Raw genomic sequence first — 19,334 nt, 5'->3', positions numbered from 1 at the left:
CGACGCGATCATCCGGCGATCGACCCGGGCGGGTGACCGGGACACGGTCGGGATCGTGGGCGGTCGCCGCTCCGTCGTGGAGTCGATCCTCGACGTACCCCTCGAGGAGGGCGAGCCCGAGGACGGGCACATCGCCGACCGGCTGCTGGCGATCCCGTTCCGGCAGGTGGCCGAGCGTGGGTTCGAGGCGCACGACGACGGCACGCCCCTGGTGGTGGTCGACGTCGAGAGCGAGCTGGAGTTCTCCGTCGCCGAGGTGCTCGACGCGATCGACGACACCGGCGTCGAGTTCGCCGACCGGGGCGGCTTCGAGACCGACGACGATGAGTACGGCAGGCTCGTCGACGCGATCATCCGGGACGAGATCGGCCAGGGAGAGGGCGCCAACCTGGTCATCGGCCGCCACTTCCGCGCGCAGGTCGCCGACTGGGGGGCGGCCACGGCACTGACGGTGTTCCGCCGCCTGCTCGAGCGCGAGCGCGGCGCCTACTGGACCTATGTCTTCTTCACCGGCGACCGCTACCTCATCGGCGCCAGCCCGGAGCGGCACGTGACCATCCACGGCGGAGACGTCCGGATGAACCCGATCAGCGGGACCTTCCGGATCCCGCGTGAGGGCGACGTGACCGCCCGGCTGCTCGACTTCCTCACCGACGAGAAGGAGATCTACGAGCTCTTCATGGTGGTCGACGAGGAGCTGAAGATGATGTGCGACATCTGCCACGAGGGCGGCCAGGTGCTGGGCCCGTTCCTCAAGCCGATGACCCATCTCGTCCACACCGAGTACCTCCTCGCCGGCCGCACGCACCGCGACCCGCGCGAGGTCCTGCGCGACACGATGTACGCCGCCACGGTGACCGGCAGCCCGGTCGAGAACGCCTGCCGGCTGATCAGGCAGTACGAGCCCCAGGGCCGTGGCTACTACGGCGCGGCGCTCGCGATCCTCGGACGCGACCCCGAGGGCGGCCCGGTCGTCGACAGCCCGATCGTGATCCGGACCGCCGACGTCGGCCTCGACGGACGCCTCACGGTCACCGCCGGCGCGACGCTGGTGCGCGACTCCGATCCCGACCACGAGGTGGCCGAGACGCACGCCAAGGCCGGGGGGATCCTCAGCGCCTTCGGCCTCGTGCCGCCCGCCCCCCGGCCGGAGGTCAACATCGCGGAGCTGGTCAGCGACGAGGACGTCCTGCTCACGCTCAACGCCCGCAACCGCAGGCTCAGCCGCTTCTGGCTGACCGACCAGGCCGGGGCCCCGCCCGACCCCGCGCTGAAGGGGAGGTCGGTGGTCATCCTCGACGGCGAGGACGACTTCGTGAACATGCTCCGCCACGTCCTCGGTGTGCTCGGACTGACCAGCAGCGTCGTACGCCACGACGAGTACGCCGACGGCGACCTCGACGGCCACGACCTGGTCATCGTCGGCCCCGGTCCCGGCGATCCACGGGACGGCGACGATCCCAAGATCGCGACTTTCCGCCGGGCCGTGCGGCGGGTCCTCGACGGCGACGTGCCGTTCCTCGCGGTCTGCCTCGGACACCAGGCCCTCTGCGAGCGGCTCGGGATCCCGCTGTCCTACAAGGACATCGTCTTCCAGGGGACGCAGTCGCCGGTGTCGATCGAGGGGCGCACCGAGCGGGTCGGTTTCTACAACACCTTCGTCGGACGGGTCGGCGACGGGGACCCGCTCCCCGAGGGCGTCAGCGTCGAGGCCGACCCGCTCACCGGCGACGTGCACGTCGTGCGGGGCCCCCACTTCCGCGGCATCCAGTTCCACGCTGAGTCGATCCTGACGGAGAACGGCTACGACCTGATCCACGATCTCGTCCGGGAGCTGCTCTGCCCGTCGCAGTAGGTTGACCCGGTGCCCGTGCCGGACGTGGTCGTCGTCGACCACCACGACTCCTACACGTGGAACCTCGTCCACCTGATCGCCTCCGTGACCGGCGTCCTCCCGCGCGTGGTGCAGCACGACGAGGCGACGGCCGCCGACGTCCTCGCCCACGACTACGTCGTCCTCTCGCCCGGGCCCGGCGGCCCGGACAACCCGGAGGACTTCTCGGTCGGTCGTGAGGTGCTCCTGGCCGGCACGACGCCGGTGCTCGGCGTCTGCCTCGGCATGCAGGGCCTGGTGACGGCGTACGGCGGCCGGGTGGTGGCGGACCTGCACCGGCTCGCGCACGGGGAGGTCGCCCGGATCAGCCATGACGGACGGGGCGTCTTCACCGGCCTGCCGCAGGGCTTCGCGGGCGTGCGCTACCACTCCCTGGCCGCCCTCGACCTGCCCGGCTGCCTGGTCGCGACGGCCTCCTGCGCGGGCGACCGTGGCGAGGAGCCGGAGGTCGTGATGGGCGTGCGCCACGTGTCGTTGCCGTTGGAGGGCGTGCAGTTCCATCCCGAGTCGATCCTCTCCGAGCACGGCTCCGCGATCGTCGCCAACTTCCTGGACCGCCGATGACCGACCCGGTCCCCGTCTTCCGCGATGTCGCCGCCGCGCGTCGCCGCTGCTTCTGGCTCGACGGCGGCGGTGCCCGAGAGTGGTCGGGCCGCCGCTCGATCATCGGCTGGCTCGACGAGGACGACGTCTCCCTGACCTACGACGCGGCGCGCGGCGAGGTCGTCCGTCACTCGGCCGGCGCCTCGGAGGTCGTCGGGGCCGACGTCTTCGCGGCACTGGAGGCCGAGCTCGGATCCGGCCGTCCGACCGACCAGTGGTTCGGCTACTTCGGCTACGCCTCCCGGCCCGACCTCCCCGCCGCCACCGGAAGCGGCATCCCCGACGCCGTCTGGATGCGGCCCCGACATGTGCGGATGTTCGAGCACGACCTGACCGGGTCGAGCTCCCAGATGGCCGCCCGGGCAGCCACGTCAGCGCACGACGCGAGCTACGAGCGGGCGTTCGCGAGGGTCCAGGAGCACCTGCGCGCGGGCAACTCCTACGAGGTCAACCTCACCTACCGGGAGCAGCGGCCGAGCGATCTCGACCCGGCGGCGGCGTACCTCCGGCTGCGCGAGCTCAACCCGGCGCCCTACGCCGGCTTCCTCCAGCACGACCTGCCGGACGCGCGGGCGTGGCTGCTCAGCTCGAGTCCCGAGCGCTACGCGCTGGTGGACGGCGACCGGATGATCGAGACCAAGCCGATCAAGGGCACCACCTCCCGCGGCTCCACCGTGGAGGCGGACGAGGTCCTGCGAGAGCGGCTCGCCGCCGAGCCGAGGTTCCGCGCCGAGAACCTGATGATCACCGACCTCCTCCGCAACGACCTGTCGATGGTGTGCGAGCCGGGCAGCGTCGAGGTGCCGAGCCTGATGGCCGTGGAGTCCTACGAGACCGTCCACCAGCTGGTGTCCACGATCCGCGGCCGGCTGCGCGACGACGTCTCGACGGTCGGGGCGCTGCGGGCGCTGTTTCCGGCGGGATCGATGACGGGAGCGCCGAAGCTGCGCACCATGCAGATCATCGAGCAGGTGGAGAGCAGCCCGCGCGGGCCGTACGCCGGGGCGTTCGGCTGGGTCTCGGCCGACGGCCGGGCCGACCTCGGCGTGATCATCCGGTCCCTCATGACCGCCGGCGACGGGCGGTACCTGCTCGGCACCGGCGGCGGGATCACGGTGCACTCCGACGTCCGTGACGAGTACGCCGAGTCGCGCTGGAAGGCCGACCGGCTGCTGCGGGTTCTCTCCGGCTGAGGCGCCCGGCAGGGTCAGCCGGGACCGGTCAGGGCGTCGGAGGACGAGGGGGCGCTCTGGCCCTCCGGCACGGTGGGGGTGCCGGGCAGCCGGACCGTGAACCGCGATCCGCCGGAGGCACAACGCCCGGCGGTGACCGACCCCGCGTGCCGGTCGACGACCTGTCGGACGATGGAGAGTCCCAACCCGGACCCGGGCATCGAGCGGGACTCGTCCGCGCGGTAGAAGCGCTCGAACACATGGGGCAGGTCGGCGTCCGAGATGCCCCGGCCCTGGTCGTCGACGGTGAGCACGCCGTCGACGATGCGGACGGTGACGACCCCCTCGGGCGGGCTCCACTTGGCGGCGTTGTCCAGCAGGTTGGTGATCGCCCGCTCCAGCGCCGAGGCCTCCCCGACGACCCACCACGGGTCGGCCTGCACCGCGAAGCCGATGCCCGGCGCCCGGCGGCGTACCCGCGCGACCGCCCGGTCGACGACCTCGGCGAGGTCGACCGGCTCGACGATGTGGGCCATCGGCTCCTCGCGGGCCAGCTCGACGAGGTCCCCGATCAGCGTGGTCAGCTCCTCGATCTGGGCGCGTACGTCGCTGAGCAGCTCGGCGCGCGCCTCCTCCGGCAGGTCGGGGGAGCCGTCGGCCTGGGCCAGCAGGTCGAGGTTGGTCCGCAGCGAGGTGAGGGGGGTGCGCAGCTCGTGTCCGGCGTCGGCCACCAGCCGCCGTTGCCGGTCGCGCGAGGCGGCCAGCGCCGTGAGCATCCGGTTGAACGCCGTGGTGAGCCGGGCGATCTCGTCGTCCCCCTCCACGGGGAGCGGGTGGAGGTCCTCGGTGCGGGCGTTCTCCTCGACCGCCGCGGTCAGCCGGCGCACCGGTCGGAGTCCGTTGCGGGCGACGGTCCAGCCGGCGACGCCGGCCGCGAGGACCCCGGCCAGCCCGAAGAGGAGCATCACCACGCCGAGCTGCGCCAGCACGTCCTCGTGGCCCTCGAGCGACTGGGCGATCACCAGCGCCTGCCCGGGCTGGGGCGTGGGCACCGCGACGACGCGGTAGCGCACGCCGTCGACGGCGATGGTGCGGATGCTCTCCCGTTGGGCGTCCGTCGCGACGGCGAGCTCGGGTTCGCCGAGGAGGGGGAAGGGACGCTCCCGGTCGGGGGTGAGGATCGAGCGGCTGGAGGTGATGAAGGCGATCCGGACGTCCGCCGCGCCGAGCGCCCACGACGGCAGCTCGTAGTCGGTCGGGAGCTGCTGGAGCGCCGGGGAGTCGGCGGCGCGGTGTGCGCGGTCGAGCAGCGACTCGTCGAGCGTCGACTGCAGCTGCATCCGGACCGTGAAGTACGCCCCGGCGGAGAGGAACGCGACCGCCAGCCCGACCGCGATCGTGGTGAGCAGGATGACCCGGCTGGCCAGCGACCGGCGGTAGTGGAAGCGCTCGGCGAGCGGCGGCCTCATGTCTCCTGCTTCAGGACGTAGCCCACGCCCCGCACGGTGTGGATCAGCCGCGGCTCGCCCCCGGCCTCGGTCTTGCGACGGACGTAACCGACGTAGACCTCGAGCGAGTTGGCGGTGGTGGGGAAGTCGTAGCCCCACACCTCCTCCAGGATGAAGGACCGCTCGAGCACCCGCCTCGGCCTGCGCAGGAACATCTCCAGCAGCGTGAACTCGGTGCGGGTCAGCTCGACCAGGCGGTCGCCCCGGCGCACCTCGCGGGTGGCGACGTCGAGCGACAGGTCGGCGAAGGTGAGCACCTCGTCGGGGGCGTCCTCGTGGGGTACCACGCGGCGCAGCAGCGCGCGGAGCCGCGCCAGCAGCTCCTGCAGCGCGAACGGCTTGGTCAGGTAGTCGTCGGCTCCGGCGTCGAGTCCCTCGACGCGGTCGCCGACCGCGTCGCGTGCGGTGAGCACGAGGATCGGTACGTCGTTGCCGGCCTTGCGCAGGGCCCGGGTCGCCTCGAGACCGTCGAGCCGCGGCATCATCACGTCCATCACCACCACGTCGGGCGCGCTGCCGGAGATCGACGCCAGCGCCTCGGCCCCGTCGGCCGCGAGGGCCACGGCGTACCCGTTGAACTCCAGCGAGCGGCGGAGGGACTCACGTACGGCCCGGTCGTCGTCGACGACGAGCACGCGTGCAGGCGCCTGGGACGAAGCGGTCACCATCCCACTGTGCCAGCCGTGCCTGAGCCACCGCTGAGAACGATCAGGCGTAGCGCGCCGCGACCGCCGCCGCCCGTGAGGCGTAGCCCCCGCCGAACATGCAGGCGTGGACCAGGAGCGGGAACAGCTGGTGCAGCGGCAGCCGGTCCTCCCAGCCGTCGGCGAGCGGGGTCGCCTCCGTGTAGGCGTCCATGACGCGCGGCAGGTGGGGCAGCCCGAACAACGAGAGCATGGCGAGGTCGGCCTCGCGGTGGCCGCCGTGGGCCGCCGGGTCGATCACGCGCACGACCCCGTCGAGACCCCACAGGACGTTGCCGTTCCACAGGTCGCCGTGCAGCCGGGACGGCGGCTCCTCGGGGAGGAGGTCGGGCAGGCGACCGATGACGGACTCCACCATGGCGGCGTCGTCCGCGGTGGCCATGCCCCGGTCGCGGGCCAGCTTGAGATAGGGCAGCACCCTCCGGGTGGCGTAGAACTCCGCCCAGGTCGGTGCCGTCCGGTTGGGCAGCGGCAGCCTGCCGATGTAGCCGTCCCGCTCCAGGCCGTACGACGGCGCACCCGCCGCATGGGTCCGCGCCAGGGCCTGCCCGAAGGCGGTGGCCGCGTCGACGGTGCTCTTGCCCGGCTCGATCCAGCGCAGGATCAGGCACTCGTCGTCGGAGCCGAGCACGTCCGGGCAGGAGACCCCGCCGCTGTCGGCCAGCCACCGCAGGCCGGTGGCCTCGACGTCGAAGAAGCCCTCGGGGGCCTGCGGGTAGGTCTTGACGAGGGCGGTGGTGCCGTCGCTCAGCCGCAGCCGCGTGGCGGTCGAGATGTCGCCGCCGGCCACCGGGGCGGTGGCCACCACGGCCGCGCCGAGCAACGACTCGGCCCGCTGGGCGATCACCGGCAGCCGTGTCATGTGAGGGGCAGTTCCTTCTGCAACGCGGCGACGATCGCCGTGCCGGTGCGCTCGACCATGCGCAGGACCTCCTCGTAACCGCCGAGGCCACCGTAGTACGGGTCGGGCACATCCGCGCCCGTGTCCACCGGATCGAAGTCCCGGAACAGGGCCACCCGGGCTGTCCTTCCGCCGATGTCGGCGAGGTTCTGCTGGTCCATGGCCAGGACCAGGTCGTAGTCGTCCAGCCACCCCGCGTCGAACTTCCGGGCCCGATGGCCGCTGGGGTCGTACCCGGCCGCGGAGAGCGTCGTCGCCGCGCGGTCGTCCATGGCCTCGCCGAGGTGCCAGGTGCCGGTGCCGCAGCTGGCAACCTCCACGACGCCGTCGAGACCGGCCTGGTCGAGCAGGGTCGCGAGGACGACGTGGGCCGTGGGCGAGCGGCAGATGTTGCCCAGGCAGACCACGCCGATGCGGTAGCGCCCCGGGGTCCGTGGCGCGGGGAGGGTCGTGGGGTCGACGGTCACCGGTCGCGCTCCCCGACCACCCGGTCCAGCACCCAGGTGGCGATGGTGATCACGATCGACCCGCCGACCGCGGTCCAGAAGCCGTCGACGTGGAAGCCGATGCCGAGCACGCCGGCGAGCCACGCGGTGAACATCAGCATCAGCGCGTTGATCACGAAGAGGAACAGGCCCAAAGTCACGATGATCAGCGGGATCGACAGGATCTGCAGGACGGGCTTCACGAACGATGTGACCGCGCCGAGGATCAGCGCCACGAGCAGCAGCGGCAGGAGCTTCTGGGTGACCTCGGCCTGGCCCTGGTCGGGTCCGCCGAAGCTGATGCCGTCGAAGAGGAGGGCGGCCAGGGCCAGGGCCGCGGCGTTGGTCAACAGCCAGGTCAGGAACCTCACGGAAGCGATCGTAGGGCGTGTGTCCCTACCCCTCCTCCAGGTGCAGGCGGTCGATGATCGCGTCCTCGGCCCCCGCGAGGTGGCTCTCCAGGTCGGCGACGGCCTCGTCGATCCGGCCGGTCTCGAGCAGGTCCAGGAGGCGGGTGTGTGACCCCACCTGGGCCTGCGCGTTCTGGCGCTCGCGGTCGACCTGGGCCAGCGCGAGCCGGAGCTCGCCGACCAAGGCCTCGGCCATCGCCACCAGCCGCGGTGACCCGGTCAGGCCGACGAGCGAGAGATGGATGGCGAGGTGGCGCTCGTTGAGCACCTGGTAGGAGGCGCCGTCCTCGGCCGCCTCCTCGTAGGCGCGGAGGGCCTCGCGCACGGCCTTCCGGTCGGTCTCGTCGGCGCCGGGCCAGTGCCTGACCCCGGCGATCTCGAGGACCGTGCGGGCGCGGCACACGTCGCGCACCGAGCCGGGGTCGGGACTGGTCACCGACACGCCCCGGTTGGGCTCACGCGTGACCAGGCCCTCGGCGACCAGCACGCCCAGCGCTTCGCGGACCGTGGGGCGCGAGACGCCCAGGGACGAGGCCAGGGCCACCTCGCGCAGCGGCGTCCCGGACTCGAGCTCTCCCTCGAATACCGCCCGCCGGAGCTCCTCGACGATGCGGTCGACGGTGGAGGAGTGCTCGAGGTGGAGCGAGCCGAACGGCTCGGTCATCCCGCCTCCCCTCGACGATCCGGCCTCGGTGTGACCCATTCGATGCGGGCCCATTGTGCCCCTGTCTTGCGTCGCGCGCTCCCACCCGCCACACTTGGACATGTCAGATTGTCTGACAATCAAACAATCTTCAACGATTCCAGAGGGAGGCGACAAGCCATGGGCACAACACTCGCGTGGGGCAGGCAGTACGTGATGGTTCGACCCGATCACTTCCGGGTGGAGTACCGGATCAACCCCTTCATGGACCTCGCCGACCAGCCGGATCCGGTGCGGGCGCGGGAGCAGTGGGAGGACCTCGTCGAGGCGATCCGCTCGCTCGGCGGCGACGTCGACGCCCTCGGGCAGCGCGAGGACGCGCCCGACATGGTCTACGCGATGAACCTCGGCCTCGGCATCGTGCGGCCCGACGGCCGCCGCCACGTCGTCATGTCCCACATGCGCCACCCGCAGCGGCGGATGGAGACCAGCACCGCCCAGCCGTGGTTCGCCGGGCACGGCTCCACCACGTCGTACGTCGGCCGCGAGGGCGTCGGCGCCCACTTCGAGGCGGGCGACGCCTTCGCCTTCGGTGACGCGCTGGTCGTGGGCTACGGGCCCCGGACCGAGGAGCTCGCCCTCAAGCACCTCGCCGTCGACCTGGGCGTCCGTGTCCGCGGGCTGCGGATCACCCACCCTGGGATGTACCACCTCGACCTGGCGTTCTGCCCGCTCGACGAGACCCGTGCGCTCGTGTGCCCGGCCGCGTTCGACGACGAGTCCGCCGAGGCGCTGATGGCGCTGGTGCCGGAGCCGATCGTGCTGACCGAGGAGGAGGCGCTCACCACCTTCGCCGCCAACTCGATCGTGATCGGCCGCACCGTCGTCATGCCCGCCTGTCCCGACCGCGTCCGCGCCGAGCTCGAGGCCGCCGGCTTCGAGATCCGCATCGTCGACGTGTCGGAGTTCCACAAGGGCGGCGGCTCGATCCGCTGCCTGACCAACCCCGTCGACGTCCGGCTCGGCCGGGACCTCCCCCGGGTCGAGGGTGGAGCCGTCGTCGTACCGCCGATGGGACTGCCGCTCGCCGGCTGAGTAGCCTCGGCCGGGTGTTTCCGGTCGGTGGCATCGGCGTGATGCTCGCGGGCGCCGCAGTGGCACTCCTGCCCTGCGGCGCCCTCGCATTCCTGCTCGCGCGACGCTCGGGCTGGATGCACGCGATCGCGGTGTCGGGGTTCGTCTGGTCGCTCGTGGTGATCGCGCTGGTGACCCTGATCCCGCCGTACGGCGCGCCCGGGGTGGTGCCGGCCGAGAGCCGGCTGCCCTTCTGCTCGCGCGAGATCGGCGGGCCGGCACCCGACGGATTCGCGATGTTCGGCAACGACCAGCGCCTGCTCAACACGCTGCTGTTCGTGCCCTCCGGGGTCCTGCTGGTCATCGCCGCGATGCGCCGCCCGGGCCTGGCGATCCTGGTGGTGCCGCTCGGGCTCGGCTTCCTCGCCGTCTACTCCGGGGCGATCGAGCTCGTCCAGTTCGAGCTGGCCAGGATCGACCGCGCCTGCGATCTCACCGACTTCGTCGACAACGTCACCGGCGCGCTCGTCGGTGCCCTGATCGGGCTGGCGCTGGCGCTGGTGCTCCGGCCGTGGCGGCACCGATAGCCTCACCGACCATGAGCTCGCCGCAGCCGCGCCCCAATGTCTCCGCCATCCCGGCCTACGTGGCCGGCAAGCCGCCGACACCGGTGCCCGGGATGAGGTCCTACAAGCTCTCGTCGAACGAGAACCCGCACGTGCCGCTGCCCGGCGTGCTCGAGGCCGCGGTCGGGGCCGCCGCCCGGATGAACCGCTACCCCGACATGGGCAGCTCCGAGCTGTACGCCGCCCTGTCGGACCGCTTCGACGTACCGGTCGAGGACCTGGCCGTCGCCACCGGCTCCGTCGCGCTGATCTACCAGCTCGCCCAGGCGTTCTGCGAGCCCGGGGACGAGGTCGTCTTCGCCTGGCGCTCGTTCGAGGCGTACCCGATCGCGGTCGCCGCGGCCGCCGCCACCGCCGTGCAGGTGCCGGTCACTGCGGACGGCCGGCACGACCTGGCTGCGATGGCGGCCGCCATCACCGAGCGGACCCGGGTGGTCCTGGTCTGCACCCCCAACAACCCGACCGGGCCGGCGGTGTCGCAGGCCGAGCTCGATGCGTTCCTCGCCCAGGTGCCGCCGCACGTCCTGGTGGTGGTCGACGAGGCGTACGTCGAGTTCGTCCGGATCGACGACCCGATCGACGCGATGGCCGCCTACCGTTCACACCAGAACGTCGTGGTGACCCGCACCTTCTCCAAGGCCTACGGCCTCGCCGGGCTGCGGGTCGGGTTCGCCGTCGCGCCCACGCCCATCGCCACCGCCCTGCGGGCGGTGTCGCTGCCGTTCGGGGTCTCCTCGGTCGCCCAGGCCGCGGCCGTCGCCTCCCTCGAGCGGGAGGCCGAGCTGCTCGCGCGGGTCGAGGCACTGGTCGAGGAGCGGGACCGGGTGGTCACCGGCCTCGCCGAGGTGGGCTGGAACGTCCCCGACGCCCAGGGCAACTTCGTGTGGCTCGAGCTCGGCGACCGGACCCTCGACTTCGCCGCCGCGGCCGAGGCGAAGGGCATCATGGTCCGCCCGTTCGCCGGTGACGGTGCCCGCGTCTCCATCGGCGAGTACGAGGCCAACGACCGCTTCATCGAGCTCGCCGGGGAGTGGGCCCGCTGATCGAGCGGGCGTGTGCCCGAAGTTCGATCCCGCTCAGCAGCTTCATCAAGGTATGCAGGTGAACCTGCACTTCCCACGACAAGCTCACCGAGGGAGGTGGCGCTTCATCAAGGTATGCAGGTCAACCCGCGGGTGACCCGCATACCGCCCGAGCCCGATCCGGCCGGCCGGGGAGTGGGCCGGCTGACGCGGTCGTGTGCCCGAGTCCGACCTAGTGGGCGTCCTCGGGCACGCGACCGGTCCGTGCCGGCACCGGACGGTCGTCCATCTCCCGCCAGCGCGGGTCGAAAGCCGGCGCCATCGTGACGACGAAGTACGCCGCCCCGGTCGCGAGCATCGCGGCCGTCAGGCCCCAGCCGCTCACCAGCACCCCGCCGAGCAGCCCGCCCAGGGGCATCAGGGCGAAGCACATCGCGGTGGTCAGCGAGGTGACGCGGCCGACCAGCCGCACGGGGATCCGCTCGTACATCACCGCGCCCAGGATCGGGTTCAAGAACCCGGACGCGAATCCTCCGGCCACGCTGATCGCCAGCACCCACCAGATCGACACGTCGAAGGCCATCACCGCGAACCTGGGCAGACCCGTGACCAGGAACGCGAGGAGGTAGGTCCGATAGCGAGGCATGCGTTCGCCCCAGGCTGCTGCGCACAGCGCGCCGGCGACGGACGCGCCTCCGAACACCGCGAACAGGAGACCGATCGCCGCCGCACCGCCGCCGTACTCCTTCGCCCAGACGGGCACCAGCACCGTGGTCCACGCGATGTCGAGGAAGTTCGTGAGCGCGACCATCACTGCGATGCCGAGCAGCACCCGGTCGCCGCGGAGGAAGCGCCACCCCTCGGCCAGCTGGCGGCGGTACGGCGGCTCGGCGGCGCCCTGCTCGCGGGGGGCCGGGCCCATCCCGACAGTTGCCCACGCGAGCACGGCAGCCGAGACCAGGAAGCTGCCGGCGTCGACGAGCAACGCATTGGCCGGGCCGATCACCGAGATCAGGCCGCCCGCGACGATGGCGCCGAGCATCGAGGCACCCCGCTCAACCGTGGACCCGAGGCCGGTGGCGCGCTCCATCGGCACCCCGGCGCGCTCGACGAGGGCTGGGACCAGCGCGTGCTTGGCGCCGTCGCCGGGCCCCCGGAGGGCGCCGGCCATGGCGACGAGCAGCAGGAGGCCGGGGAAGGACAGGTGACCGGCCTGGTACATCAGCGGGATCGACCCCACCACCAGGACGCTCAGCAGGTCGCACGTGATGCTGACCCGGCGCGGGCCGACCCGGTCGATGATCGGACCGCCGAGCACCTTGAGCAGCACCATCGGCAGCATCTCGGCGAGGGCCACCAGCCCGGTCTTGCCGGGGCTCCCCGTGGTGGTGAGCACGAACCAGGGCAGCGCGATCATCGAAACACGGGTGCCGGTGATCGAGACCGCCTCGGAGACCAGCCAGCCGTAGAGCGGGCGGCGGGTGCTCATGCCGGATTGCCCCGCACCGTGCCGGGCAGGGGAAAGGCGCTGAGCTGCACGACGAACTGCTCGGACTCCTCGGACACCGGGTCCTCCTCGGTGGCAAGGATCGCCTCGTGGATGGCGTCGCGCACCCGGCGCGCCTTGGCCGGCGTCAGCCGGAGCACGTAGTCGCTGAACTCTGACGCGTTGCGCCAGGATTCCGGCAGCAGGGGGCGTTCCTCCATCGCCCGTTGGAGCAGCTCGGTGTAGAGGACCGCGACCGCCTGGAGGTAAGCGTCGAGCACCTCCCCGGCCTCGTCGTCGCCGGGGTCCTCGCGACCTGCCGTCGTCGACTGGTGCACGGCCCGCCACCACCGGTCGCGGGCGTTGCCGCGCTCGGCGTCGTCGACGATGAAGCCGTGTTGCGCGAGGTGGCGCAGGTGGTACGACGTGGCGCCGGTGTTGAGCCCGAGCCGGGCCGCCAGCGACGTGGCCGTAGCGGGACCCTCGATCCGCAACAGGCCGAGCATCCGCAGCCGAACCGGGTGCGAGAGCGCCTTGAGCGCCTCGGGCGACGGCGTGATCGTCGTGAGGTCGTCCATGGCGGGAGCCTACGATTGCAAAGAGATGTTTGCAAACATTTCTTTGCAGATTCCTCCTGACTAGGCTCGGGGCATGAGCGAGCGGAGCGAGGAAACGTCGTACGTCGAGGAGGACGGCTTCTCGCGCGACATGAACTACATCCCCGACCGGATCACCCGCGGCGGGCGTGAACCGGAGGCCGGCCCCACCGAGGGCCGGACGTGGCCGGTCGAGCCCGGCCGCTACCGGCTGATCGCGGCCATGGCCTGTCCCTGGGCCAATCGGGCGATCATCGTCCGCCAGCTGCTCGGGCTCGAGGACGTCATCTCGATGGGACTGGCCGGTCCCACCCACGACGAGCGGAGCTGGACCTTCGACCTCGACCCCCGCGACCAGGACCCGGTGCTGGGCATCGAGCGGCTGCAGGAGGCCTACGTCGCGCGCTACAAGGACTACCCCCGCGGGATCACGGTGCCCGCGATCGTCGACGTGCCGACCGGCAAGGTGGTCACCAACGACTTCCCGTGGATCACCCACGACTTCTTCTTCGAGTGGCGCGACCACCACCGCCCCGACGCTCCGGACCTGTGGCCCGACGACGTCCGCGCCGAAATGGACGAGGTGATGGACCGGGTCTTCACCGACGTCAACAACGGCGTCTACCGCTGCGGCTTTGCGGGGACGCAGGAGGCCTACGACGCGGCGTACCAGCAGCTGTTCGCTGCCCTCGACTGGCTCGAGGAGCGGCTCGTCGACCGGCGCTACCTGATGGGGGACCGGCTGACCGAGGCCGACGTGCGCCTGTTCACCACGCTGGCCCGCTTCGACGCCGTCTACCACGGGCACTTCAAGTGCAACCGCAACAAGCTGACCGAGATGCCGGCGCTGTGGGGGTACGCCCGCGACCTCTACCAGACGCCGGGTTTCGGGGAGAACACCGACATCGAGCAGATCAAGCAGCACTACTACGTGGTGCACACCGACATCAATCCGACCGGGATCGTCCCCGAGGGTCCGGACATGTCGGTCTGGCACGAGCCGCACGGTCGCGAGCGGCTCTAGCCCGCCGACCCGCCCGAAACTTTCGGGCGGGTCAGCGCCTTCCCCCGCTCTCGGGCCTGCGTTCAGGTGAGCGCGTAGGCAGCCGGCAGGGTCAGCGCCGCGAACCGGGCCAGCCGTCCGAGGAGGCAGACCGACCCGAACTCCCAGCGACGCTGTGCCGACGCGCCGGCCACCAGGCTGACCAGCGCGAGCGGCGGCAGGCCGACGGCGGCGGACGCCAGGACCGTCGGCAGTCCGGTACGCCGCCTCGTCATCAGGGCGCACACGCGGTCATGCCAACGTGCCGCGCGCCCCTCACCGCGCCGGCACAACCGCGTGTGCAGACGGCCCGACCCCCGGCGCGCCGCCCCGAAGAGCAGGAGCTTCCCGATGGTCTGTCCGGCGGCCAGTGCGAACACGACAGCCACCGCCCCAACGCCGTGGGTCCGCGCGGCGGCCAGCAGGGCGTAGGCCTCGGCGTTGACGACCGGCAGGAGTGCGGAGCCGACACCGACCACGGCCGCGACCGCGGACTCCGCCAGCCCGTTCACCGTCCCTCCGCGGCCAGCAGCCGGATCACGCGGCGGGCCGACCAGAGCTTGACCCCCAGCACCACGACGGCCACGGCGAAGGCGACGGAGAAGAGCTCCAGCGCCAGGGCGCCCACGACGCCCGCGGTGTTCGCGGCCTTCGCGAGCGGCGACCAGTTGAGCTGCCAGACCCGCCGGTCGACGACGTGGAAGTAGTTGGGGCTGAGCACCGGCCAGCACAGGAACGCCATCGACAGCATCGAGTCGAGCACCATGAACGAGAGGACGAACACGACCACGACCGGGAGCGCCGACGGGACCGATGCCACCAGGCCGACGCACAGGATGCCGGTGCACGCGCGGTCACACACGATGTCGAACACCGCCCCGGCCCGGGTCTCCTGCCCGAGCTTCCGGGCGGACCAGCCGTCGGCGATGTCGCCGGCCCAGAAGACGCCGTACGCCACCGCGAGCAGCATCAGGTCGCCTGAGGCGACGGCGATGCTGCCGATCGTCACCGCAAGCACGGTGCGGACCAGCGTGACCGCATTGGGCACGGTGCGGAAAGGGCCGACCGGCAGGGCTGTCGGGACCACGTGAAGCGCCTGGGCCGCGTTGGGGAGATGCGTCATCGTCATGTCGACGACGGTCCCGTTCCGCGGTCCTCTTGCAGAACGGTCGACGGTGCCGTTCCCGGGGCGGGAAGGCACCCCGGCCCCGCGCCCGACCGGTACCCAGGTACCGAATTGGCGCGGACCGCCCCGTAACACCTCGTGACGGCGGAGACTGGGCCAATGAACCCGCTGGGACGGTTGCGCGTCGACCCCCACCTGCTGCGGCGGACGGCCTACGCCGTAGCCGGCCTGGCTGCGGTCGGATCGATGTTCGGCGTGTTCATCTACGAAGCGGAGCCCAACTCGGTCTGGGTGGTGGGCTGGATCCCGGTCATCGCGGTGGCCTCCGTGCCGAACCGGAGGTTCCGCGCGACCATCCTCGCGATCGGCGGCGGTTTCATCGCCCTCTGGACGCCGGATGCCGTGTTCCTGTGGCCGGCGGTGTCCGCGTTCGTGATGGTGTCGGTCACGGAGGACCTGCATGAGGTGCCCATCGTCGGGTGGGCGTTCGGCTTCGCCGGCTCGGTCGGCGCATTGTTCCTCTTCCCCGGCCAGGCGACGGTCTCCGGGTTTCTGGCGGTCGCGCTCGGTGGCGGGCTCGGGCTGGTGTTGCGGTCACGGTTCACCGAGGCGCAGCTGACGGAGCAGGCCCACTCCCTCCGCGGCAAGGCGGCCTGGCTCGAGCAGCGGACCAGCCTCGCAAGGGAATTGCACGACGTCGTGGGCCATCACGTGACCGCGATGGTGGTGCAGGCCGAGGCGGGACAGATGGGCGATCCGCAGGCGGCACTGCGCAACATCGGGGACCTCGGCCGCAAGGCGCTCGGCGAGCTCGACTCGCTCGTCGTCCACCTGCGTGACCCGAAGGCGGACCTGGTGGTGACCGCTCCGCCCCGGTTGCTGGACATCGATGAGCTCCTCGCCGCACCCCTGCGGGGGCAGGGCGTGGACGTGTCGGTCCGGATGGACGAGGAGCTCGGCCTCGGGGAGGTCGGCGTGCTCACGGTCTACCGGATCGCGCAGGAGGCGCTCACCAACGTCACCCGGCACGCACACGCCGAGCGCGCGTGGGTCGAGCTGACCCGAAGCGACGGCCGGGTGCGGCTCCGGGTCAGCGACGACGGGGTCGGGCCCCGGGTGGCGCCGGACCGGGGTGCCGGCCTGCTCGGGATCGAGGAGCGGGTCAGCGCGCTTGGTGGCACCTGGGACCTGAGCACTCGTCCCGGAGGCGGCACGATCCTCGACGTCAGCATCCCCGTGGACCACCGATGAGCGACAAGGTGCGGGTCGCGGTGGTCGACGACCAGGAGATGGTGCGCGACGGGTTCGCGATGATGATCGCCGCCCAACCGGACATGGAGGTCGCCGCCACCGGCGCCGACGGTCAGCAGTTCCTCGACGCCGTACGCGCCGACCCGAACATCGACGTGGCCCTGGTCGACATCCGGATGCCGGTCCTCGACGGGCTGCAGGCCATCCGCAAGCTGACTGCGGTCCCGTACGCCCCCGCGGTGGTCGTGGTGACCACGTTCGACGACGACGCCTACGTCCTCGACGCGATCGCGGCTGGTGCACGCGGGTTCCTGCTGAAACGGTGCAGCGGCCGCGAGCTCGTGGGGGCGGTGCGGACAGTCGCCTCCGGAGGCTCGATCCTCTCCACCGAGGTGACCGGGGCGGTGCTCGACCGGGTCCGCGGCGCAGGCCCGGTCTCCGGCGTCGACCTCTCCGGCTACCGGCTCACCGGGCGCGAGCGCGACGTGCTGGCCCTGGTCGGGGCGGGGCTCAACAACGCCGAGATCTCCGGACGGCTCCACCTGTCCATGAGCACCGTCAAGTCCCACGTGACCAACGTCCTCTCCAAGACCGGTAGCCGCGACCGGGTCCAGGCCGCGATCCTCGCGATCCGGGCCGGCATCGCCACCTGACCGGCTCTTCGCCGGAGCCGGACCGGTCCGGGTCACTACCCTCGAAGGATGGGTCACTCCCACGCCACCGGTCGGGCCGCCGACCGGTCCCGGCTCCGGCTGGTGCTCGGCATCACCGCGGTGGTGCTCGTCGTCGAGCTGGTCGGTGCGTGGATCGCCGGGTCCCTCGCGCTCCTCGCCGATGCGGGCCACATGGCCACCGACGTCTCCGCGATCGTCCTCGCGCTGGGAGCGTCGTACGTGGCCGCCCGGCCGGCCGGGCCCCGCTCGACGTTCGGCTGGCACCGGGCCGAGATCCTGGCCGCTCTCCTCAACGCCCTGGTGCTGCTGGGCGTCTGTGGCTACCTGGCCTACGCCGGCATCTCGCGGCTGGTCGATCCCGAGCCGGTCCGGGCCGGGGTGCTGATCGTGTTCGCCACGGTCGGGCTGGTCGCCAACGGTGTCTCCCTGTTCGTCCTGAGCCGGTCGACCAGCGGATCCCTCAACCTCCGGGGTGCCGCGAACGAGGTCTTCGCCGACCTGGTGGGGTCGGTGCTCGCGGTGACCGCGGGGGTGGTGATCGCCCTGACCGGCTACGTCCGGGCGGACCCGATCGCCTCGCTCGTGATCGCGGTGATGATCCTCCCGCGCTCGTTCGTCCTGCTGCGCGACTCCGCCGCCGTGCTGCTCGAGATCGCCCCGCGCGAGCTCGACCTCGAGGACGTACGACGCCACCTCGCCGGCGTCGCCGGCGTGGTCGACGTCCACGACCTGCACGCCTGGACGATCACCAGCGGCCTGCCCAGCCTGTCCGCGCACGTGACGGTCTCCGACGAGACCCTCGAGACGACCGGCGTCGGCGGGGTCCTCGACCAGCTCTGCGAGTGCGCCCGGGAGCACTTCGAGATCCATCACGCGACGTTCCAGGTCGAGCCGGTCACCCACCAGGAGCACGAGGACCTCGGCGAGACCCACTGACCGACCCCCGGATTGGCGGGTGGGCCGGACCGGCCGGTACTTTTGGTGCCACGCAGACATGTGGTGCCCGTCACAAGCAGGCACGCACTGCTCCCGATCGAAGGCGGCGACCCCGCTCTGGTCAGAACAGAAGGAGTGCAGGTGACCCAGACAAGTCCCGGGCCCGGATCCGGTCCAGGGTTCGGCCCCGACCTCGTGGAGGTCTTCGGGCCTTCCCAGCAAGACGGCGGGCCCGAGCTCGTCCAGCTCCTCACTCCCGAGGGGGAGCGGGTCCACCACCCCGAGTTCGACCAGGACTTCACCGAGGACGAGCTGCGCGGCTTCTACCGCGACATGGTCCTCACCCGGCGCATCGACACCGAGGCCACCGCGCTCCAGCGCCACGGCGAGCTCGGCATCTGGGCCCAGTTGCTCGGCCAGGAGGCCGCCCAGATCGGCGCCGGCCGCGCCCTGCGTCCCCAGGACTACGTCTTCCCGACCTACCGCGAGCACGGCGTCGCCTACTGCAAGGGCGTCGACCCGCTCAGCCTCCTCGGCCTGTTCCGCGGCGTCGACCAGGGCTCGTGGAACCCCGACGACAACAACTTCGGCCTCTACACGATCGTGATCGGCGCCCAGTGCCTGCACGCCACCGGCTACGCCATGGGCATGCAGCGCGACGGCGTCGTCGGCACCGGCGACCCCGACCGCGACGCAGCCGTGATCGCCCACTTCGGCGACGGCGCCAGCAGCCAGGGCGACGTCAACGAGGCGTTCATCTTCGCCGCCTCCTACAACGCCCCGGTCGTGTTCTTCTGCCAGAACAACCAGTGGGCGATCTCCGAGCCGATCGAGCGCCAGACCCGGATCCCGCTCTACCAGCGCGCCCTCGGCTTCGGCTTTCCCGGCGTCCGCGTCGACGGCAACGACGTCCTCGCGTCGTACGCCGTCACCAAGGCCGCCCTCCAGCGCGCCCGCGACGGCCAGGGCCCGACCTTCGTGGAGGCCTACACGTATCGGATGGGTGCCCACACCACGACCGACGACCCCACGCGCTACCGGCTCTCCGACGACGTGGAGCACTGGAAGCTCAAGGACCCGATCGCCCGGCTGGAGGTCTACCTGCGCCGCAACGGACTGGTCGACGACGACTTCATCGGCGACGTCCAGGAGGAGGCCAAGCAGCTCGGCGCCCACCTGCG

At 71.8% G+C, this 19,334-nt stretch carries 21 protein-coding genes; 11 read left to right on the top strand and 10 right to left on the bottom strand.

Annotation, left to right across the window (positions count from 1 at the left end):
- The first annotated feature begins 7 nt into the window (after nucleotides 1-7).
- The 3 genes from VFN12_RS00465 to VFN12_RS00455 are packed head-to-tail and all read left to right on the top strand — an operon-like array spanning nucleotide 8 to nucleotide 3,690.
- Complete coding sequence (locus VFN12_RS00465; protein ID WP_325116565.1) at nucleotides 8-1,855, top strand: anthranilate synthase family protein; 1,848 nt, start codon at nucleotides 8-10, stop codon at nucleotides 1,853-1,855.
- Nucleotides 1,856-1,864: 9 nt separating this feature from the next.
- Nucleotides 1,865-2,458 carry an aminodeoxychorismate/anthranilate synthase component II gene (locus VFN12_RS00460; protein WP_325116563.1) on the top strand — a complete coding sequence of 198 codons (594 nt, stop codon included), beginning with the start codon at nucleotides 1,865-1,867 and terminating at the stop codon, nucleotides 2,456-2,458.
- Entirely contained in the window at nucleotides 2,455-3,690 is a 1,236-nt protein-coding gene (locus VFN12_RS00455) for an anthranilate synthase component I family protein (protein WP_325116562.1), read from the top strand. Before VFN12_RS00460 ends, VFN12_RS00455 begins: the two co-directional genes overlap by 4 nt.
- Nucleotides 3,691-3,704: 14 nt before the next feature.
- Here VFN12_RS00455 and VFN12_RS00450 read toward each other — a convergent pair whose 3' ends face one another.
- From VFN12_RS00450 to VFN12_RS00425, 6 genes are read right to left on the bottom strand one after another with little or no spacing between them, the layout of a single operon-like run.
- Complete coding sequence (locus VFN12_RS00450; RefSeq protein WP_325116561.1) at nucleotides 3,705-5,138, bottom strand: HAMP domain-containing sensor histidine kinase; 1,434 nt, start codon at nucleotides 5,136-5,138, stop codon at nucleotides 3,705-3,707.
- Complete coding sequence (locus VFN12_RS00445) at nucleotides 5,135-5,842, bottom strand: response regulator transcription factor (protein WP_414689995.1); 708 nt, start codon at nucleotides 5,840-5,842, stop codon at nucleotides 5,135-5,137. Before VFN12_RS00445 ends, VFN12_RS00450 begins: the two co-directional genes overlap by 4 nt.
- A 43-nt stretch (nucleotides 5,843-5,885) precedes the next feature.
- Nucleotides 5,886-6,743: a fructosamine kinase family protein gene (locus tag VFN12_RS00440; protein WP_325116559.1), complete on the bottom strand. Its 858-nt coding sequence runs from the start codon at nucleotides 6,741-6,743 to the stop codon at nucleotides 5,886-5,888.
- Nucleotides 6,740-7,249, bottom strand: coding sequence for a low molecular weight protein-tyrosine-phosphatase (locus tag VFN12_RS00435; protein WP_325116558.1), 510 nt, complete (start codon nucleotides 7,247-7,249; stop codon nucleotides 6,740-6,742). The genes VFN12_RS00440 and VFN12_RS00435 overlap by 4 nt, the downstream gene beginning before the upstream one ends.
- Nucleotides 7,246-7,638 carry a phage holin family protein gene (locus VFN12_RS00430; RefSeq protein ID WP_325116557.1) on the bottom strand — a complete coding sequence of 131 codons (393 nt, stop codon included), beginning with the start codon at nucleotides 7,636-7,638 and terminating at the stop codon, nucleotides 7,246-7,248. The genes VFN12_RS00435 and VFN12_RS00430 overlap by 4 nt, the downstream gene beginning before the upstream one ends.
- A gap of 25 nt (nucleotides 7,639-7,663) precedes the next feature.
- Entirely contained in the window at nucleotides 7,664-8,341 is a 678-nt protein-coding gene (locus VFN12_RS00425) for a GntR family transcriptional regulator (protein ID WP_325116556.1), read from the bottom strand.
- Nucleotides 8,342-8,500: 159 nt separating this feature from the next.
- Here VFN12_RS00425 and VFN12_RS00420 point away from each other — a divergent pair, with 159 nt between their 5' ends.
- From VFN12_RS00420 to hisC, 3 genes are read left to right on the top strand one after another with little or no spacing between them, the layout of a single operon-like run.
- Nucleotides 8,501-9,415, top strand: coding sequence for a dimethylarginine dimethylaminohydrolase family protein (locus tag VFN12_RS00420; RefSeq protein ID WP_325116555.1), 915 nt, complete (start codon nucleotides 8,501-8,503; stop codon nucleotides 9,413-9,415).
- 14 nt (nucleotides 9,416-9,429) lie between these two features.
- Complete coding sequence (locus tag VFN12_RS00415; RefSeq protein WP_325116554.1) at nucleotides 9,430-9,981, top strand: VanZ family protein; 552 nt, start codon at nucleotides 9,430-9,432, stop codon at nucleotides 9,979-9,981.
- An 11-nt stretch (nucleotides 9,982-9,992) separates the two neighbouring features.
- Nucleotides 9,993-11,063: a histidinol-phosphate transaminase gene (gene hisC / locus VFN12_RS00410; RefSeq protein ID WP_325116553.1), complete on the top strand. Its 1,071-nt coding sequence runs from the start codon at nucleotides 9,993-9,995 to the stop codon at nucleotides 11,061-11,063.
- 211 nt (nucleotides 11,064-11,274) lie between these two features.
- On the opposite strand, the gene VFN12_RS00405 is transcribed toward hisC, so the two are convergent.
- Both VFN12_RS00405 and VFN12_RS00400 read right to left on the bottom strand, forming a co-directional pair.
- Nucleotides 11,275-12,531: an MFS transporter gene (locus tag VFN12_RS00405; RefSeq protein ID WP_325116552.1), complete on the bottom strand. Its 1,257-nt coding sequence runs from the start codon at nucleotides 12,529-12,531 to the stop codon at nucleotides 11,275-11,277.
- Nucleotides 12,528-13,106, bottom strand: coding sequence for a helix-turn-helix domain-containing protein (locus tag VFN12_RS00400; protein ID WP_325116551.1), 579 nt, complete (start codon nucleotides 13,104-13,106; stop codon nucleotides 12,528-12,530). Before VFN12_RS00400 ends, VFN12_RS00405 begins: the two co-directional genes overlap by 4 nt.
- Before the next feature lie 73 nt (nucleotides 13,107-13,179).
- On the opposite strand from VFN12_RS00400, the gene VFN12_RS00395 reads away from it, so the two are divergent.
- On the top strand, nucleotides 13,180-14,148 hold the full coding sequence (locus tag VFN12_RS00395) for a glutathione S-transferase family protein (RefSeq protein WP_325116550.1): 969 nt from the start codon (nucleotides 13,180-13,182) through the stop codon (nucleotides 14,146-14,148).
- A 62-nt stretch (nucleotides 14,149-14,210) separates the two neighbouring features.
- Here the strand turns inward: VFN12_RS00395 and VFN12_RS00390 are convergent, their stop codons facing one another.
- Together VFN12_RS00390 and VFN12_RS00385 are read right to left on the bottom strand one after the other, a co-directional pair.
- Nucleotides 14,211-14,678, bottom strand: a complete 468-nt coding sequence (locus tag VFN12_RS00390; protein WP_325116549.1) for a hypothetical protein — start codon at nucleotides 14,676-14,678, stop codon at nucleotides 14,211-14,213.
- Nucleotides 14,675-15,295, bottom strand: a complete 621-nt coding sequence (locus VFN12_RS00385; RefSeq protein ID WP_325116548.1) for a CDP-alcohol phosphatidyltransferase family protein — start codon at nucleotides 15,293-15,295, stop codon at nucleotides 14,675-14,677. The genes VFN12_RS00390 and VFN12_RS00385 overlap by 4 nt, the downstream gene beginning before the upstream one ends.
- A 156-nt stretch (nucleotides 15,296-15,451) precedes the next feature.
- On the opposite strand from VFN12_RS00385, the gene VFN12_RS00380 reads away from it, so the two are divergent.
- From VFN12_RS00380 to VFN12_RS00365, 4 genes are all read left to right on the top strand, one after another.
- Nucleotides 15,452-16,543, top strand: coding sequence for a sensor histidine kinase (locus VFN12_RS00380; RefSeq protein ID WP_325116547.1), 1,092 nt, complete (start codon nucleotides 15,452-15,454; stop codon nucleotides 16,541-16,543).
- Nucleotides 16,540-17,196: a response regulator transcription factor gene (locus VFN12_RS00375; protein WP_325116546.1), complete on the top strand. Its 657-nt coding sequence runs from the start codon at nucleotides 16,540-16,542 to the stop codon at nucleotides 17,194-17,196. Before VFN12_RS00380 ends, VFN12_RS00375 begins: the two co-directional genes overlap by 4 nt.
- A gap of 48 nt (nucleotides 17,197-17,244) precedes the next feature.
- Entirely contained in the window at nucleotides 17,245-18,153 is a 909-nt protein-coding gene (locus tag VFN12_RS00370; protein WP_325116545.1) for a cation diffusion facilitator family transporter, read from the top strand.
- A 141-nt stretch (nucleotides 18,154-18,294) separates the two neighbouring features.
- Nucleotides 18,295-19,334: thiamine pyrophosphate-dependent dehydrogenase E1 component subunit alpha (locus VFN12_RS00365; protein WP_414689994.1), on the top strand; the 1,040-nt coding region annotated here is incomplete at its 3' end.

The sequence above is a fragment of the Nocardioides sp. genome (assembly GCF_035703625.1).
Classification (GTDB): domain Bacteria; phylum Actinomycetota; class Actinomycetes; order Propionibacteriales; family Nocardioidaceae; genus Nocardioides.
The sequence above is the reverse complement of the archived record's forward strand: the minus strand, read 5'-3'. Positions and strand labels throughout refer to the sequence as shown.

Excerpts from the sequence above, each read along its gene's own strand:
- VFN12_RS00455 (WP_325116562.1), top strand. The coding sequence starts at position 2,455 with ATGACCGACCCGGTCCCCGTCTTCCGCGATGTCGCCGCCGCGCGTCGC.
- VFN12_RS00450 (WP_325116561.1), bottom strand. The coding sequence starts at position 5,138 with ATGAGGCCGCCGCTCGCCGAGCGCTTCCACTACCGCCGGTCGCTGGCC.
- VFN12_RS00440 (WP_325116559.1), bottom strand. The coding sequence starts at position 6,743 with ATGACACGGCTGCCGGTGATCGCCCAGCGGGCCGAGTCGTTGCTCGGC.
- VFN12_RS00425 (WP_325116556.1), bottom strand. The coding sequence starts at position 8,341 with ATGACCGAGCCGTTCGGCTCGCTCCACCTCGAGCACTCCTCCACCGTC.
- VFN12_RS00420 (WP_325116555.1), top strand. The coding sequence starts at position 8,501 with ATGGGCACAACACTCGCGTGGGGCAGGCAGTACGTGATGGTTCGACCC.
- hisC (WP_325116553.1), top strand. The coding sequence starts at position 9,993 with ATGAGCTCGCCGCAGCCGCGCCCCAATGTCTCCGCCATCCCGGCCTAC.
- VFN12_RS00405 (WP_325116552.1), bottom strand. The coding sequence starts at position 12,531 with ATGAGCACCCGCCGCCCGCTCTACGGCTGGCTGGTCTCCGAGGCGGTC.
- VFN12_RS00400 (WP_325116551.1), bottom strand. The coding sequence starts at position 13,106 with ATGGACGACCTCACGACGATCACGCCGTCGCCCGAGGCGCTCAAGGCG.
- VFN12_RS00395 (WP_325116550.1), top strand. The coding sequence starts at position 13,180 with ATGAGCGAGCGGAGCGAGGAAACGTCGTACGTCGAGGAGGACGGCTTC.
- VFN12_RS00385 (WP_325116548.1), bottom strand. The coding sequence starts at position 15,295 with ATGACGATGACGCATCTCCCCAACGCGGCCCAGGCGCTTCACGTGGTC.
- VFN12_RS00380 (WP_325116547.1), top strand. The coding sequence starts at position 15,452 with ATGAACCCGCTGGGACGGTTGCGCGTCGACCCCCACCTGCTGCGGCGG.
- VFN12_RS00375 (WP_325116546.1), top strand. The coding sequence starts at position 16,540 with ATGAGCGACAAGGTGCGGGTCGCGGTGGTCGACGACCAGGAGATGGTG.
- VFN12_RS00370 (WP_325116545.1), top strand. The coding sequence starts at position 17,245 with ATGGGTCACTCCCACGCCACCGGTCGGGCCGCCGACCGGTCCCGGCTC.